This window comes from Janibacter sp. CoH_79_TC_3 (assembly GCF_058197955.1).
Genome location: NZ_JBXWIV010000006.1, coordinates 98,880 through 113,122, shown reverse-complemented (window position 1 = coordinate 113,122; position 14,243 = coordinate 98,880). Strand labels below are relative to the sequence as shown.

Genomic DNA, 14,243 nt, shown 5'->3' with positions numbered 1-14,243 from the left:
GGCATCGAACTACCAGCCGTGACCACTATCATTCAAGTTATAGAGCAGCTAAAAATGAAACTTAATACTCTCGAGAAAACATCATTGCTAAGTAATTTTGACATTGATTTTGAATATGATGAAGTTAGATGTCTTGATAATTTCGATTATATTTTGGTCTTTAGTAAAGAAAGGCTATCTATTAAAACAAATTTTGTGGCAAAAGCATACGATAGAGAAGGTAGCTTTAAGTTCGTCATACCGTTTCCTTATGTAGAAATTGATCATAAAAAAATAAATCTTATATATGGTTGGTCTTGGGAAATTGATGAAGATGTAAGAATAGTATTTAATACTAATGATAAAGCTATGCGTGACTTTTGGTATGCATTCGATTTGGTGCAACGCAAGTATACAAGTCATGGTAAGGCTTATTAAAGATAAGAAAATACGAGTTTCTTATGAAAGTGTTATATCATTCAAAAATCAGGTTATTGTAAAATATGAAAACATTAATTTGGCCGATCTATGGTGAAGTACCACCATATTGAATTATTGGAGATAGATTCTGACGCTTAAACAAAAATAGGTATACCTCAAGGGAACCACATATTTCACCCTTCAAACCTATTAATAGACCACTTAAAACAGACTGGCATAATGGAACCACTTATATTGAACCAATGACATTGATCATAGCTTATTTAATAAAGCCTGAAGATAGTTAGCGTTGATCCATAAATAAGAGCTGACTGATCCAGATCTCAATCTGCCTATCGTTTAGCACAAACTCCCATATCCATATTAAACACCCCATAAATCATAAAGTATTAACCAGCCCTATTAACAATAAACGCTCGGTGAAGCTAATTGAACAGCGCTATAATAAAAAATCAGTGCAACCAAGGAAGGTGAGCACAGTGTATGGATCTCGTTTAATCGATAAATAAGATGTGGACGTATAACCCCACAAAAGCATTATAGGGAGATAGGCGATGTTAAAGCTTCGATCGAAATACCAATATATCACTTTTAAAAGATATCTAAGCTGCTTAATATTGCCAGCACTACTAGCGAGTGCTGTGACTAGTACACAAGCAGCCACGTCTACAAAAACTCCTTCTACCAATAAATCTGCTATGAAAAAACCCGTCAAACCAATCAAGGACGTCATTACTTATGCCGAGCGTGATTGGCGCTCAGATGATGGAAAGTTCTTATTAACGATATATTCAGGGGTATGGAACCCTCATGGCACTTTATTTTATTTAAACAAAGATGACGGCGTATCAGTTGAAGGTTTTCAGAAAGGATTAAACATCACCTTAAAATCATATGATCCAGAGATTGGTTTAGAAGCGCCACCAGAATATGCCATCGATGGCACGCTAAATCTGCGTAACAATACATTAATAGGGACAGTGACTCATTATCCAGAGGGCGAAGCGACAATCAAAAAAACCACTTTTTCCCCAGCAATTCCTGTTAAAACCTATCCACAGTTTATTTTTAAATATTATGGCGTTGACGATGAACGTTGGTATCGCTCTGCCATCACCCAAGTGGATGTCATTAATAAAGATACGAATAAAGTTGTGCAGAAGTTAACAGGTTTTAAAGCAGCGGCGCACAGTACCAGGTATGTGGACATTAACTACGATGGCTATTTTGATCTGGTATTGAACGTCGCAGAAGGCGATCACAGTGAAAAATATATTTACTGGCTTTATGATCCACAAAGTAAAAAGTTTGTGCGTAATAAAACGTTGGAGGCAGTTTTAGGCTACGCGACACGTTATCCGCATAAGCAACTGGCACGCTTTAAAGACGACACTCTAAAACGAGTAGATGGTCAGTGGAAAAGAGTACCCTGCTGCTAGACAAGCTAGATATATACTGCTGCAGATGTCTGTTAGCTATTTTGGACGGGATGTATCTTGATTAAAAAACCTTAATGACGGCGCAGCTCTTTCGCATTTAGCCTATCATAGGCTTTGCAGCCTTTTGCATAATCGTTATTACAAGCGATTTGATACCACTCTTGTGCTTCGATTTTATCCTTAGGCACGCCTTTTCCCGCTTCATACATCATTCCAAGGCGATACTGAGAATCGGCATCATCTTGATCTGCAGCGTCTCGGTACCACTTCAGCGCTATATTATAATCTTGACTGACCCGTTCTCCTTCCTCAAACATAAGACCTAGATTATATTGTGCGTCTGACAGACCTTGATCCGCAGCTTTTTGATACCATTCGACAGCCTTTTAGTGGTTGCCAAGTCTGCAGCTAAGACTGGCACGCTTAGCCCAAGCAATAAAACTAAAATCATCATTGTATGGATAAAAATCGTTTTCATTATAGAGAGCTCCATGGCTTATCTTTAATAACGTCAAGACCTTTATAGTAATGAATTTTTATCTACTTAAGGCTGATTTATGAATACTTTATCAATGATAATCTATAAAACAACGGTTACTGATTGCAGCTCATTTCTACTCCATTCCCACAAGCTTTATTTAGCCATATATCGGCTTGAGATTTATCTTGCGCTACCCCTCTGCCATAGTTGTACATGGTGCCGATGACATATGCTGACATGGCATCACCCTGCTTAGCGGCTTTGAGATACCAGTTGAACGCTTGCTTATAGTCTTGCTTTACACCATAGCCATTCTCAAACATCCATGCTAGATTATACTGGGCTTCAGTTAATCCTTGATCTGCTGACTTCTGATACCACTTCACTGCTTTCACATAATCCTTAGCAATGCCGCTGCCATTCTCATACATGACCCCAAGATTATTTTGCGCATCAACTTGTCCTTGTTTGGCCGCTTTTTGATACCACTCAAACGCTTTGCTATCGCTTTGAGCAACGCCTTCGCCATGACTGTACATAACCCCAAGGTTGTACTGAGCTTCGTCATAACCTTGCTCAGCGGATTGCTGCCACCACTGCCTAGCTTTGCTATAATCTTGCTTAACCCCTCTGCCAAAGTAGTACATCGCTCCTAGAACGTACTGGGCTTTTACTTGTCCCTGATTAGCCGCTTTGGTGAGCCATTCAACCGCTTTGCTATAATCTTGTGTTACTCCATCGCCTTCGTGATACAGAACGCCAAGTTCAAACTGAGCATTGGCGTCACCTTCGTTGGCGGCTTTGTTGAGCCATTCAATTGTTTTAGCTGGGTTTTGAGGTCTGTTTTCTTTATTAAGGTTTAGGAGGTGTAAGTTATTCTTAGCACCATTATTTCCTTGAGAGGCAGATTTTAAGTACCACTCTCTGGCTTTGCTATCACTCTGCTCGATCCCTTCCCCTTTGTGATAAAGAGCTCCAACATTGAACTGTCCCTTAGCATCGCCTTGTTCTGCTGCTTTTAGATACCACTCAAACGCTTTAGCCGAATCCTGCTCGACACCTTTGCCTTTATCATATAATTCGCCAAGATTATTTTGAGCCTCAGCATTACCTTGAGTAGCAGCCTTTAAATACCATTCCAATGCCTTGGCATAATCTTGCTTAACGCCTCTGCCTATATAATGTTTAAAACCAAGCTCATATTGAGCATCCGCATCATCTTGCTCTGCCAACGCTTGAGTCGTTGCAAAGTCTGCACTAACAGCTGGTAACGTTAATCCAAACGATAAGCTCAGCATTAACACGTTATAAATAACAGACGTTTTAAATTTAGTCATGAATACCACTCTCCTTACGAAAAGCAAATATCTAAGCGATTAAAAGCAACAGCGACTTCTTAATTCTAGCTATATTTAGCTTGATTGGATATTGATATTATATATCTTGTAAAAGTACCATTCTGTAAGCTGCTATTAGCAACAGCTTAAAAGGCTAGCAGCAATTTAGGCAAGATTTCTGAACCACTCCGGTATTGTCGTAATCTCTCAGAATGGTCAGTCTCTGCCAATACTTGAGCGGTTCAGTTAGAGAGTACTTAATCCAATTTTAATTAGGTCTACCATATTTAAAATATCTAGTCCTAGAGACTGGATGTTTCATTAATCAAACATAAAAATCAATTTACGTGACTTTTGACAAATACCAAACAGCTTGTTATGATAAAAAACATCGTGGGTTTACGGCTACTTCCAGCGCGATGAAAAACAAAGACTGGTAAAACGCACAACTCCTTTTCGCTCTGTAAGGTGACTGTGTCGTTTCAATTTGGCACAGACAGAGCAACAGGAGATTTCTTTATGACTACTTCTAGTCAATTGATTCCAAACTTTATACTTCTTAATCATTTTCCTCATACTCAGCGACTGAGTCTTATGAGCGCTTTCTGCTATCCCGCTTTTTTAAGCAAGCCCTCCAAACAGCGTCATAAACCTTTATCAGTCTCAGTCACTGATAGGCCAAGCTATGTCAAAAATATGGCTTACCTTGGTTTTATTACTGTGCCAAGCGACTCTCAAGTTTGACGCACAGCAATAAGACCCACTAAGAATTTGAGTGCATTCACCTCATTTAACAATTATTAAAAGGTAACCTTATGACAGTATATAGCGATACAACCAACCAAGATGACCACACTACTCGCAATCAAGATATGGGCGTTGAAGACTGGATGGTAGAGATATGGGACTGGATGGATAACCATAATATAGAAGGCAGCTCTGACAGTATTGTTCCTCGTGATCCTGAAGCGTTACGCCAGTTAGAGCGACTTGATTTAGGATATGGAAAATTGACGAGTTATAGCTATATTGATAATAGATCAGTATTACAAAGCGAAAGTGAGTCCACTAAGCCATTACCTGGCGCTATCGGCAATTTAAAGAACCTAAAGTACCTTAGACTGATCGGTTTTAAGGAGCTGCCGGAAGAGATTGCTGAATTAGACAGCTTAGAGACGCTGGTTTATATGAAGTGCGCTTTCACTGTGTTCCCAAAAGTACTGTGTAAATTAAAGAATCTTAAATCTCTTAATATCTTTTCAAAAAGCTTGGAGAGGTTTCCTGATGAGCTCGGAAATCTATCATCACTTACCCATTTTGATATGAGAGGAACGCAGGTTCAGGAGTTACCAGACGCTATTGGCAAACTAAGTAAGCTCACAAGTATTGAGCTGTACGCTAACGAAAAATTGAAAGCCCTGCCTGAGAGTATCGGAAATTTAACAAACCTTGAAAAAATAGACATACGTGCTTCTAATCTCAAAACCCTGCCAAGCTCGATAGGCAATTTGAATAAACTGAAAAGTCTTGGACTCTATCACAATAGCCTACAAAATCTGCCTGATAGTATTACCAATCTCAAAACATTGGAACAAGTCGATGTTAAGGGAAACCCTCTCTCGACTGTATCCAGAGCTGTCAGTCAGTTTTTAGGTAATGTGGGGTAATAAGACGACTTAGTAAGAAATAATACCAAACATAAGAAAAGCCAAACAGCTTAAGTTGTTTGGCTTTTCTTATGTACATTACCTATTAAAAACAGTCCGAAGCTTCTATGCAATTACAGTCTCTAACTCCTAAGTTCTATACAGCACTTTAACCACATGCCAGCCAAACTTGGTTTTTACTAAATGTGGGGTAAAGAGTTCACCGTTGAAGCAGACCTTATCAAATGCTGGTACCATGTCGCCTTTTTTAAACTCACCTAAGCTGCCGCCTTTTTTAGCTGATGGACAGTTGGAGTGTTTCTTAGCCAGCACATCAAACTGCGCGCCTTTTTTAAGCTTGGCAATAAGATCATCAGCCAGCTCTTTATCTTTTACTAAAATGTGTAATGCGCTAGCGGTACGAGCCATAATGTAAAGCCTTTATAAAATATCGATTATCGTGGCATTATATCACTACTTAGTTTGGTTACTAACCTAACTTGACTGCCCTACTAGATCAAAATCATTCTCTACACAGGGACTACAATTTAGATGAGAATCGATACTTTTGAGTGTCGTTGCCACTACCTATCAGTCTATCGTTTTGATGACCGCGAAGAACCTCGACCTTTCGCAGGACGCTTGCCACGGGCAGCAGGTTTTCCATTGCCAGCAGACTTCTTACCATCACCAAAGGGACGCCTATCTTTACCTTTAGAACCCGCTGGTTTTCTAGCATCATCTTTAGGATGTTTAGCATTGCCCTTTGCTGCACCCGCTGGTTTTGAAGATACTTTTGCTTTTGACGAATCATCAGTACGAGGTTTTTTTCGTGGCGTATTACGCGATTTCTTAGCCGCAGTATTGTCTTCCGAAGAAGAACTTTCTATAGATTTAAGTAAAACCGATAACTCTTTTGGGGTTAAATCTCGCCAGTCTCCAACCGGAATACCCTTAAGGCTCACATTCATAATCCGTGTACGTTCAAGCTTCACGACTTCATAGCCAAAATGCTCACACATACGACGAATTTGGCGGTTTAAACCCTGTACTAGCGTGATATTAAACACGGTAGGCGCTACCTTAGTCACCGGGCATTTTTTCGTCATTCTCCCCAAAATAGGCACACCACCTGCTAAACCTTCAATAAAATTATCCGTTATCGTCTTATTTACCGTCACCACATAATCTTTTTCATGATTATTACCCGCACGTAAAACCTTATTAACCAAATCGCCATTGCTCGTTAAAAAGATTAAACCTTGGGAATCCTTATCCAAACGCCCAATCGGGAAAATACGTACGCTATGTCCAACAAAATCAACAATATTGTTTTTCTCGGAGCTTTCTGTGGTACTCACGATGCCCACTGGCTTATTCAACGCAATAAAAATAAAATCATCTGCTTCTCGTGGCTCAATAAGCTGGCCGTTGACTTTTACTACATCTCCAGCAACCACTTGCGCGCCTACTTGAGCACGCTTGCCATTGACGTACACGTTACCTTGTTCAATAAAACGGTCAGCGTCGCGCCGAGAGCAAATACCGCTTTCGCTAATGTATTTATTTAAACGAGTCGAGGAAGTGTTAAACATAAAGTGCCATTTTCACCTAATAAAAAGCTTTTTGCGCTAAGAAAAAGACTGAATTGAATGTGTTATCAACAACGAGATAGCCCACATTATATAGGAAATTTAATACATATTTTAGAAGGGATTTCCAAAAACCTATTTCTGATCACCGAAAGTAACTTAGCTACTCGTTGAGAAATTAATATTATGTAAAATATATCCTTAAACACATCTCAAATTTAGTATGACAGCGCCCTATCACTTGCAATAATAATCATCTAAAATGGATGCCATTTATATAGATAATACATTTATTACAGGGCCGCTTACTGCAAATAGTTACTGCGCAATGAGTATTAATTACATAACTATGCTACTTGATACATGCCACATCAGCAGTAAGTGACTGTCCGTTCCACCAACGTAAGGCTAATCATCATGAAACCAGTAATTAGAGTCGCAATCGCCGGTTACGGTAACCTCGGCCGCGGTGCCCAAGCTGCCATCAAGCAAAGCCCAGACATGCAATTAATCTGTGTATTCAGCCGCCGAGACCCCGTATCTGTCACTTTAATTGACCCTAGCGTGCCCGTGTACGCGATGGACGATGTCGCTCAATACAAAGATGATATAGACGTGCTGATCTTATGTGGTGGCTCCAAGTCTGATTTGCCTGAGCAAGGCCCAAAGTTGGCTGCTTTATTCAATATTGTCGACAGCTTCGATACGCACGCAAAAATTCCTGAGTACTTTACCGCGCTTGATACGCCTGCCAAAAAAGCTAACAAAGTTGCCATGTTGTCTGTCGGCTGGGATCCCGGTTTATTCTCTATCAACCGTTTATACGGTGAAGCCATTTTACCGGTTGGTGAAACCTACACCTTTTGGGGCAAGGGCTTAAGCCAAGGACATTCAGATGCCGTACGCCGCGTGGCTGGCGTGAAATCTGGCGTACAATATACCCTTCCTTCAGAATCTGCCATGGCACGGGTACGGAATGGTGAGCAGCCAACGCTGAGCACCCGTGAGAAGCACACCCGCGAATGCTATATTGTGTTAGCAGATGGCGCCGATGCCGATAAGGTACGCAACACCATCGTCACTATGCCGGACTACTTTGCCGACTACGATACCAAGGTACACTTTATCGACCAATCAACGTTTGAGCGTGAGCACCAAAAGATGCCTCATGGTGGTTTTGTCATTCGTAGTGGCGTGAGCGGCATGGATAATGAGCAGAATAATCAAGTGTTGGAGTTTTCATTAAAGCTCGGTAGTAACCCTGAGTTTACCGCAAGCGTGCTCGTGGCTTATGCCCGCGCCGCCTATAAAATGAACTTAGTAGGTGAAACTGGAGCGAAAACCGTACTCGACGTCGCACCTAGTTTATTGTCGCCTAAGACTCCAGCTCAACTGCGTAAAGAACTACTGTAAATGTCTGCTCTAAACTAGAGATAAAGATTGAACCACAAAAAAGCACCAAACCCATTAAGGTTCGGTGCTTTTTTTATACTCTGGTTTTTGGTGAGCTATGCTAAATAAACAGTTGAAACCTTTCTATATAATTTCTACGTGATTTAAAGCCCATTGATGATATATAAGAATTTTGCTTTATAAATCATTTAGACCCAACCCTCTTCCAAAAGCTGCTCGGTGTTACTCACTTTAAAATCATGATATAAGTTAAAAAACACCGTTGGATCTTCAATATTATCGAGCAACCCACGTTTATTAAGCGCGACAAACAGCGCCAGTGCATAAGCCGCACAATGGATAGATTTCTTAGGATTAAATTCACGATCGGTAAAAGCTTGATATTGCATAACTGCCTCATGCAGCTGAGGATTTTGCTTTAGGGCATTGACATATAGCCAGTCATAAAATGTAGTCAATGGCTCTACACTCCATTCCATGCCAAAATAATTATAGCCAACCAGTTCACCTGAGGTTATTAAACGCTCATCCTTTTTGGCTTGTCTTGGCGGCACTGTCAGCAAGTCAGTATAAGGGCCACCATCCTCAAAAATCATGCTGCTCTGAAAGGCGTTTTCGACACTATACGCTTGACCATCATGTTCATTGGTGAGCTTTAAGCTCAATGGACTGAGCGGAAAGCTCAATTTATTGCCAGATTTACTAGATAGCTCCAAGACATGACTAAAGCCATATTTTTTGCGAATGACTTGATGCATATCATTGATAGATTTTTTCTTTTGTCTACTTGCAAACCCCACGTGCCGCTCAAATCGCACCATGTCCGTTTTGACCAAATTTTCGCTATTGACCCTAGGCATAAATACCGGTCTGTGCTCTACCCCGCTTTGCGTTTGTTCCATAGGGTTCTGTGTTTGTTGCATTACGATTTGCCTTATCTCTCAATTATCAATGGTCTGGTATAAATGTGTTTTCATAACTAGTATTCTATAGCTAGTTTTTTTCAATATAGTCAGTTTAATATAAAAAAGGTCGTTCAAAATAGCATTCTAATATAAGTTTTCTGCGCTATTCTATTGGATAGAACTGTCTACAGTCTCTTAAAAGCTTTATGATTAGTTTTAGGATGATTATGATACCCCATTAGCGGCAGTATTTCATAAAGGGATATTATTTTTTGCTTAACACGCTTTATAATAATGGCTTGCAGTGGTGTTATTAAGAGATAAGTGCTTGAACGTTATTATGATTAAGCCATAAAAAAGGTAGTTAGCGCTATTTTTACTATAACGTCAACCACCTTTTTATTGACCAATTTACGGAATTGCTTAAGCAAAAATGACTGCTTAGAATTGTCTAACATTGTTTAACTGGGCTTACGTGCCAACATGGTCGCAAACTGTAATTGCGCGCCGTTGTGCATGGTACCGACATCTTCATTATATTTAATCAACTCCCAACCCTGATACATGTCGCGCAATTGACCTTCGTTTAAGGTAAATGGAAAATTAACGGGACATGGATACGCGGGCGTGCTCATGGCACAAACAATCAGATTATAACCACCAGCCAGCGTACGCGCTTGCATATCGGCAATAACCGCAGCAACACGAATGGCGTCAAGGAACATAAGAGTAACCGTGCAGCTGATAAAACCATAGTCTGCATCAAGGCTAGCGCGATTAATATCGTACACTTCAGCCTTGATGTTTGTCAGCGCTTCTTGTTTAATAATATCTTGCAGCATATTTACAGCGCTGGGATTGGCATCTATCGCCGTCACATTAAACCCAAGTTGGCTAAGATACAAAGCATTGCGCCCATTTGAGCAGCCCATGTCCAGCGCATCGCACGGTTCAACAGTTTGGCACGCTTCTACGACTTCACTGTGAGCAGCATTCAAGCCGTAGCGGCTATTGAGATCAATGGTCATGGCAACCTCTTATATTTAATTGAGAGATTTTATCATAGCACTAATGACGGTTGATGAAAGCGGCAGGAAAAACCACCACGTCATCTTTTTCTTGCCAAGGCTGAAACTTAGTCATCGCTTGTAAAAAAAGGGGATGAGAGAGCCAGTCTTGTAGCCAGTGCTGTAAATTTGGATAAGGCAAATCGTAAAAAACATCGCGATTCACATGAGCAAATTGACGGACAAAAGGCACAATTCCAATATCAGCGATGGTTATGCTTTCACCTAACAAATAAGAATTTTTAGTTAATAACTCCTCTAAAAGCTGTAAAAATACTTCACCTTGTTGTCGATACTCTGTCTGGCTCATATCGATATGACGGTCGGCGTATTTGTAGCGATCAAGCCAATATTTAAACTCATTGTCGTTTTTATCAATCAGCGCATGCGCCTGATGCAAAACCTCTGCATTAAGCAACCCTTGCGAATCTCGCTGCGCAAGCGCCCATGTCATTATCTCTCTACTCTCTTCAATCACTGTCCCGTCTAAAAGCTGCAACACAGGCACCGTACCTTTGGGACTAATCGCTAACATTTGCGGCGGCTTATTTTTTAATGTTATCTCGCGCAGCTCCACCTGCAGCTCTGCAAACATTATGCCAAGTCGGGCACGCATGGCATAAGGGCAACGACGAAAAGAGTAAAGACAAGGATAAGAGGAGATCATGAGTATGGTTCGCAGTTTGATTAAAGTTAATAGCATTATAGGTAAAAGCTATTATTTATTATGAAGGCACGTTTCGATTTTAAAAATGATTGTATCAGCCCCTTTGCTTGCTCATGATAGCAATGCCAGTAGTTGCCTTCAATGGTAGGTTTGATGCTTAAAAAGATAGTGCGTTAAGATCAGTGATGTTAATTAAGCTCACACCATACAAAAAGCCTCACTATCATAAAAAGTAGTAAGGCTTGTATTTAATCTAAAACATTGTAAAGGCGATTTTTTAGAATTATAAGATTATAGAATTAATATTGCTTAGGCTATTAAACACTTTTAGATTTTGGTAAGTCGTACTCGAATCTCTCGACTTCTTTATCTTGCAGTTCAATAATCAAGCGATAGCCTTTTATAGTGCCATCGTACGGTACATTAGCCCCACGCTCTTGATAATGCGTGCGGATACGCTCTTTAATAATGCTTTTACGCGCAGCTTCCTCTAGTTTGGCAAATCCGCTCGGCAAATCCACATGAGTCCAAAGTGAAGCGCCCCAACGAGACAACCAATTTGAGTTGCCATCAAACTTAAAATCAACATCGGCGTGTAAACGATATCGGGGTTGCGGCTTAGAACCCTGTGCTATCTCATCCTTAATCTGGGCGATATCTTCTGCAAATGGCTCATAAGGCAAATCGAGCACCAAAAATAGCTTGGCTAAAAACTCATCGGCGGTAAAGTATTTATCTCTATAGCTGCCATCAAGGCCAAGATGTTTATTAGACAACACATGGCGTAAGCGTTCACAAGCAGGCATGGTATGTTTTAAAGGGTAATCCATGGCTTTGACAATATCTTTCGCACGATATTCTAACGTATCTATTTGAGCGATGACGTATTGTGCGAGAGGATGACACGGCTGATAACGGCGAGTATATTTGGATGGATTGCTAGATTGGCTCATGATAGTGAAGACCTTAGATTCCTATAACTCCGACGAAAAATTATAAAATCAGGCACAAATGAGGATGTCGGAGTACAGGCTCATGCGCTTTACCAGGATTGTTTTATATCGTGCTGGAAGTTGCAAGGTTTGTACGCCACCACCCATTGCAATTATGATAATTTGCAATAGCGAATGGCAATGACAAAACTGTTAAACCCACGATGAAGGACTCAATGATGATAGCACATCAGCTGATAGAAAATAAATACTGATATGTTTACTTATTCTTTAACAGGGCTTTTTGTTTACCCTTAAATACCTGCTTTTTCAGCTTGTCTACTCTTTTAGGTTGAGCACGCGCTTCAGTCTTCACCATGATACGTCGCCTCATCCATCCAAACGATAGGGTCTTCACACAAATGTACCAAGTGATACCAAATATCACTGCTACGGGCGATACGGTGATGACCGCCGTCAAAATAATCGACTTCCCAGCTATCAGGCAGATTGACTAAGGTTCGTTTGGCGACCGCCACATCCAAACTTTCATCATCGACTTCCACCATGACTCGTACCATCTCAGAGTTTGACGTTGGAAAAGACAATTTCATATCTGCCACTGCTGGAATACGATCTGCTAAAACCTCACTTGGATAAATACAAGGCGCAATCAATAGCGCCCGCAAGTTATATTTGTGGGCAAAATGATTGGCAAACCAACCACCAAGCGAGTGCCCTGCCAATACTACGCGTGGATACTCATGCATCTTCTCTTGAATTAAAGCGTCATAAATCTCAAATATTTCTACAAAATCATCTCGATAATTGACCGTTTGACAATATTTCGGCTCACGCGTAATACAAGTATATTTACTAGTCTCGCAACTAGAATCGAGACCATGGAAAAACAGTAAAAACGTGCCGTTATTTTCGATAGGAAACATCATAACCTTCTCCTTTCATCATTATTCTTTAGAGTTATTCTTATCAATTTGGTCTATTATTTAAACCGCTTTTTGATTAGCAATCTGCGCTTGGTATAAACTCAAAATCTCTGCACAAGCTTGCATTGAGATATTTTTTGCAAAACCTTTATCAAACCAAAAATCATAAACGACTTGGACAATGGCTTTTACCGCCTCAGCATTTTTTGGCTTTTGCTCTTTTAATTTACGCGCAATATCTTTTGCCTGAATATCAGACTCATTATAGGGCGCACTCCAGCCCACACAATAGCGATAGAGCACATCATTAATGGCCAATATAAATATGGCGTCAGCCACGCCATACTGACCGATAAATTGCTCTAACACCCAACAGCGCTCCTCATAAAGTAAAGGCTCTATCGGCATCTCATCACGCTCAGTCACACAATCACTGCTCACTACGTGCGAGGGCTTACTAAAATCCTCCCAAAGTAGTGGATAAGACCCGCCAATACCGCCCTTCTCTACTATGTTAAAACGCCATATACCATAATGCGTATCAACGCCCTTATAAGGTACACTGATAAACCACTGCATCAGCGCATCGCTATCATAAATGATATGAATACTGCCAATACGCACCCCTTGCTTGGGTAAAACGTCCGTATATAAGCAATCCATGTCATCGCTATAAAGTTTTACTTTTTCCACGTTTTCAACACTGACATCACCAAGCTTAGCCCTCGCTTCATCTATGTTCCGGCACAGCCTAAACGGCGCGACAAAACTCAGTGTGTCATCAGTATTATTGACAAAATAGACATCATTTTCATAATTATTTATCGAAATCGTCTCAAGATAAAACAATGCGCTTTTACGTACGCGCCCTTTCTCATCACTCGCCAGTGCCGTTATTCCAGACAGTTTTGCGCCATGCGACCACTGCATATTGTCTATCCGTTTTTGCTCAAATTGATACGTTAACTTTGTCATCGTCATATCCTTATTATTTTGACTTTAGTTTGCTCGTTGCAGTATTTTTCATATCTTTTTCGTGTTTTGTTAAGCGCAATTTTAAGCCAGCCGAGTCTGTTCGCCATCTGGTTAAATGACGTCATTAGCTATGAAGTTAAGTAAATCAATCGGTTTAGCGGCTTGGTAATTTATTAATTTGGTTGCGTATGATTTTTATGCTTAGCTGGTTTTTTAGCCGCAGTTTTGCATTATCGTAAAGCTACTTTTTATCGTTATTACTCTTAAAAAACTGAAATTAACGAGCGTTTTTCCTGTTCAGTCTTTCTGATTATCAATATGGTTTTTAGAGCTTAGGTTTGGATTTGTGCAGGCGAAGTTGTTTAGAAGTAAACGAAAATAACATTGCTAAAAAAGACACTGTTAAAAGTGTTTGTTAAAGA

14 protein-coding genes are annotated in these 14,243 nt (G+C 40.3%); 4 read left to right on the top strand and 10 right to left on the bottom strand.

The window, feature by feature from the left end; genetic code table 11:
• Positions 1-54: 54 nt before the first annotated feature.
• Both AC2FA3_RS07745 and AC2FA3_RS07740 read left to right on the top strand, forming a co-directional pair.
• Positions 55-417 (top strand): hypothetical protein, encoded by a 363-nt coding sequence (locus AC2FA3_RS07745; protein ID WP_490509096.1) that lies wholly within the window; start codon positions 55-57, stop codon positions 415-417.
• Between the two features lie 644 nt (positions 418-1,061).
• Positions 1,062-1,859, top strand: coding sequence for an XAC2610-related protein (locus AC2FA3_RS07740; RefSeq protein ID WP_490509095.1), 798 nt, complete (start codon positions 1,062-1,064; stop codon positions 1,857-1,859).
• Positions 1,860-1,930: 71 nt separating this feature from the next.
• Here the strand turns inward: AC2FA3_RS07740 and AC2FA3_RS07735 are convergent, their stop codons facing one another.
• Together AC2FA3_RS07735 and AC2FA3_RS07730 are read right to left on the bottom strand one after the other, a co-directional pair.
• Positions 1,931-2,206 carry a tetratricopeptide repeat protein gene (locus AC2FA3_RS07735; RefSeq protein WP_490509117.1) on the bottom strand — a complete coding sequence of 92 codons (276 nt, stop codon included), beginning with the start codon at positions 2,204-2,206 and terminating at the stop codon, positions 1,931-1,933.
• Positions 2,207-2,453: 247 nt separating this feature from the next.
• Positions 2,454-3,677 carry an SEL1-like repeat protein gene (locus AC2FA3_RS07730; protein WP_490509094.1) on the bottom strand — a complete coding sequence of 408 codons (1,224 nt, stop codon included), beginning with the start codon at positions 3,675-3,677 and terminating at the stop codon, positions 2,454-2,456.
• Between the two features lie 815 nt (positions 3,678-4,492).
• Between AC2FA3_RS07730 and AC2FA3_RS07725 the strand changes: the two genes are divergently transcribed.
• A complete protein-coding gene (locus AC2FA3_RS07725; RefSeq protein ID WP_490509093.1) occupies positions 4,493-5,344 on the top strand; it encodes a leucine-rich repeat domain-containing protein in 852 nt (283 codons plus the stop codon).
• Between the two features lie 129 nt (positions 5,345-5,473).
• Here AC2FA3_RS07725 and AC2FA3_RS07720 read toward each other — a convergent pair whose 3' ends face one another.
• Positions 5,474-5,752, bottom strand: coding sequence for a peptidylprolyl isomerase (locus AC2FA3_RS07720; RefSeq protein ID WP_490509092.1), 279 nt, complete (start codon positions 5,750-5,752; stop codon positions 5,474-5,476).
• A 167-nt stretch (positions 5,753-5,919) separates the two neighbouring features.
• A complete protein-coding gene (gene rluF, locus AC2FA3_RS07715) occupies positions 5,920-6,918 on the bottom strand; it encodes a 23S rRNA pseudouridine(2604) synthase RluF (protein ID WP_490509091.1) in 999 nt (332 codons plus the stop codon).
• A 414-nt stretch (positions 6,919-7,332) separates the two neighbouring features.
• On the opposite strand from rluF, the gene AC2FA3_RS07710 reads away from it, so the two are divergent.
• Positions 7,333-8,328 carry a diaminopimelate dehydrogenase gene (locus AC2FA3_RS07710; RefSeq protein ID WP_490509090.1) on the top strand — a complete coding sequence of 332 codons (996 nt, stop codon included), beginning with the start codon at positions 7,333-7,335 and terminating at the stop codon, positions 8,326-8,328.
• 188 nt (positions 8,329-8,516) lie between these two features.
• On the opposite strand, the gene AC2FA3_RS07705 is transcribed toward AC2FA3_RS07710, so the two are convergent.
• The 6 genes from AC2FA3_RS07705 to AC2FA3_RS07680 form a co-directional block, all read right to left on the bottom strand.
• Complete coding sequence (locus AC2FA3_RS07705) at positions 8,517-9,251, bottom strand: DarT1-associated NADAR antitoxin family protein (RefSeq protein WP_490509089.1); 735 nt, start codon at positions 9,249-9,251, stop codon at positions 8,517-8,519.
• A gap of 443 nt (positions 9,252-9,694) precedes the next feature.
• A complete protein-coding gene (gene tehB, locus AC2FA3_RS07700) occupies positions 9,695-10,261 on the bottom strand; it encodes a tellurite resistance methyltransferase TehB (protein ID WP_490509088.1) in 567 nt (188 codons plus the stop codon).
• Between the two features lie 40 nt (positions 10,262-10,301).
• Positions 10,302-10,967: a glutathione S-transferase gene (locus AC2FA3_RS07695; RefSeq protein WP_490509087.1), complete on the bottom strand. Its 666-nt coding sequence runs from the start codon at positions 10,965-10,967 to the stop codon at positions 10,302-10,304.
• Between the two features lie 317 nt (positions 10,968-11,284).
• Entirely contained in the window at positions 11,285-11,920 is a 636-nt protein-coding gene (locus AC2FA3_RS07690) for a hypothetical protein (protein WP_490509086.1), read from the bottom strand.
• Between the two features lie 344 nt (positions 11,921-12,264).
• Positions 12,265-12,849 carry an alpha/beta hydrolase family protein gene (locus AC2FA3_RS07685; RefSeq protein WP_201543925.1) on the bottom strand — a complete coding sequence of 195 codons (585 nt, stop codon included), beginning with the start codon at positions 12,847-12,849 and terminating at the stop codon, positions 12,265-12,267.
• 57 nt (positions 12,850-12,906) lie between these two features.
• Positions 12,907-13,821, bottom strand: coding sequence for a hypothetical protein (locus AC2FA3_RS07680; RefSeq protein WP_490509085.1), 915 nt, complete (start codon positions 13,819-13,821; stop codon positions 12,907-12,909).
• Between the last annotated feature and the right edge of the window lie 422 nt (positions 13,822-14,243).

Bases quoted from the DNA above. Each gene is read 5' to 3' on its own strand.
- AC2FA3_RS07725 (WP_490509093.1), top strand. From the start codon at position 4,493: ATGACAGTATATAGCGATACAACCAACCAAGATGACCACACTACTCGC.
- AC2FA3_RS07705 (WP_490509089.1), bottom strand. From the start codon at position 9,251: ATGCAACAAACACAGAACCCTATGGAACAAACGCAAAGCGGGGTAGAG.
- rluF (WP_490509091.1), bottom strand. From the start codon at position 6,918: ATGTTTAACACTTCCTCGACTCGTTTAAATAAATACATTAGCGAAAGC.
- tehB (WP_490509088.1), bottom strand. From the start codon at position 10,261: ATGACCATTGATCTCAATAGCCGCTACGGCTTGAATGCTGCTCACAGT.
- AC2FA3_RS07720 (WP_490509092.1), bottom strand. From the start codon at position 5,752: ATGGCTCGTACCGCTAGCGCATTACACATTTTAGTAAAAGATAAAGAG.
- AC2FA3_RS07710 (WP_490509090.1), top strand. From the start codon at position 7,333: ATGAAACCAGTAATTAGAGTCGCAATCGCCGGTTACGGTAACCTCGGC.
- AC2FA3_RS07745 (WP_490509096.1), top strand. From the start codon at position 55: ATGAAACTTAATACTCTCGAGAAAACATCATTGCTAAGTAATTTTGAC.
- AC2FA3_RS07685 (WP_201543925.1), bottom strand. From the start codon at position 12,849: ATGATGTTTCCTATCGAAAATAACGGCACGTTTTTACTGTTTTTCCAT.
- AC2FA3_RS07730 (WP_490509094.1), bottom strand. From the start codon at position 3,677: ATGACTAAATTTAAAACGTCTGTTATTTATAACGTGTTAATGCTGAGC.
- AC2FA3_RS07680 (WP_490509085.1), bottom strand. From the start codon at position 13,821: ATGACAAAGTTAACGTATCAATTTGAGCAAAAACGGATAGACAATATG.
- AC2FA3_RS07695 (WP_490509087.1), bottom strand. From the start codon at position 10,967: ATGATCTCCTCTTATCCTTGTCTTTACTCTTTTCGTCGTTGCCCTTAT.
- AC2FA3_RS07690 (WP_490509086.1), bottom strand. From the start codon at position 11,920: ATGAGCCAATCTAGCAATCCATCCAAATATACTCGCCGTTATCAGCCG.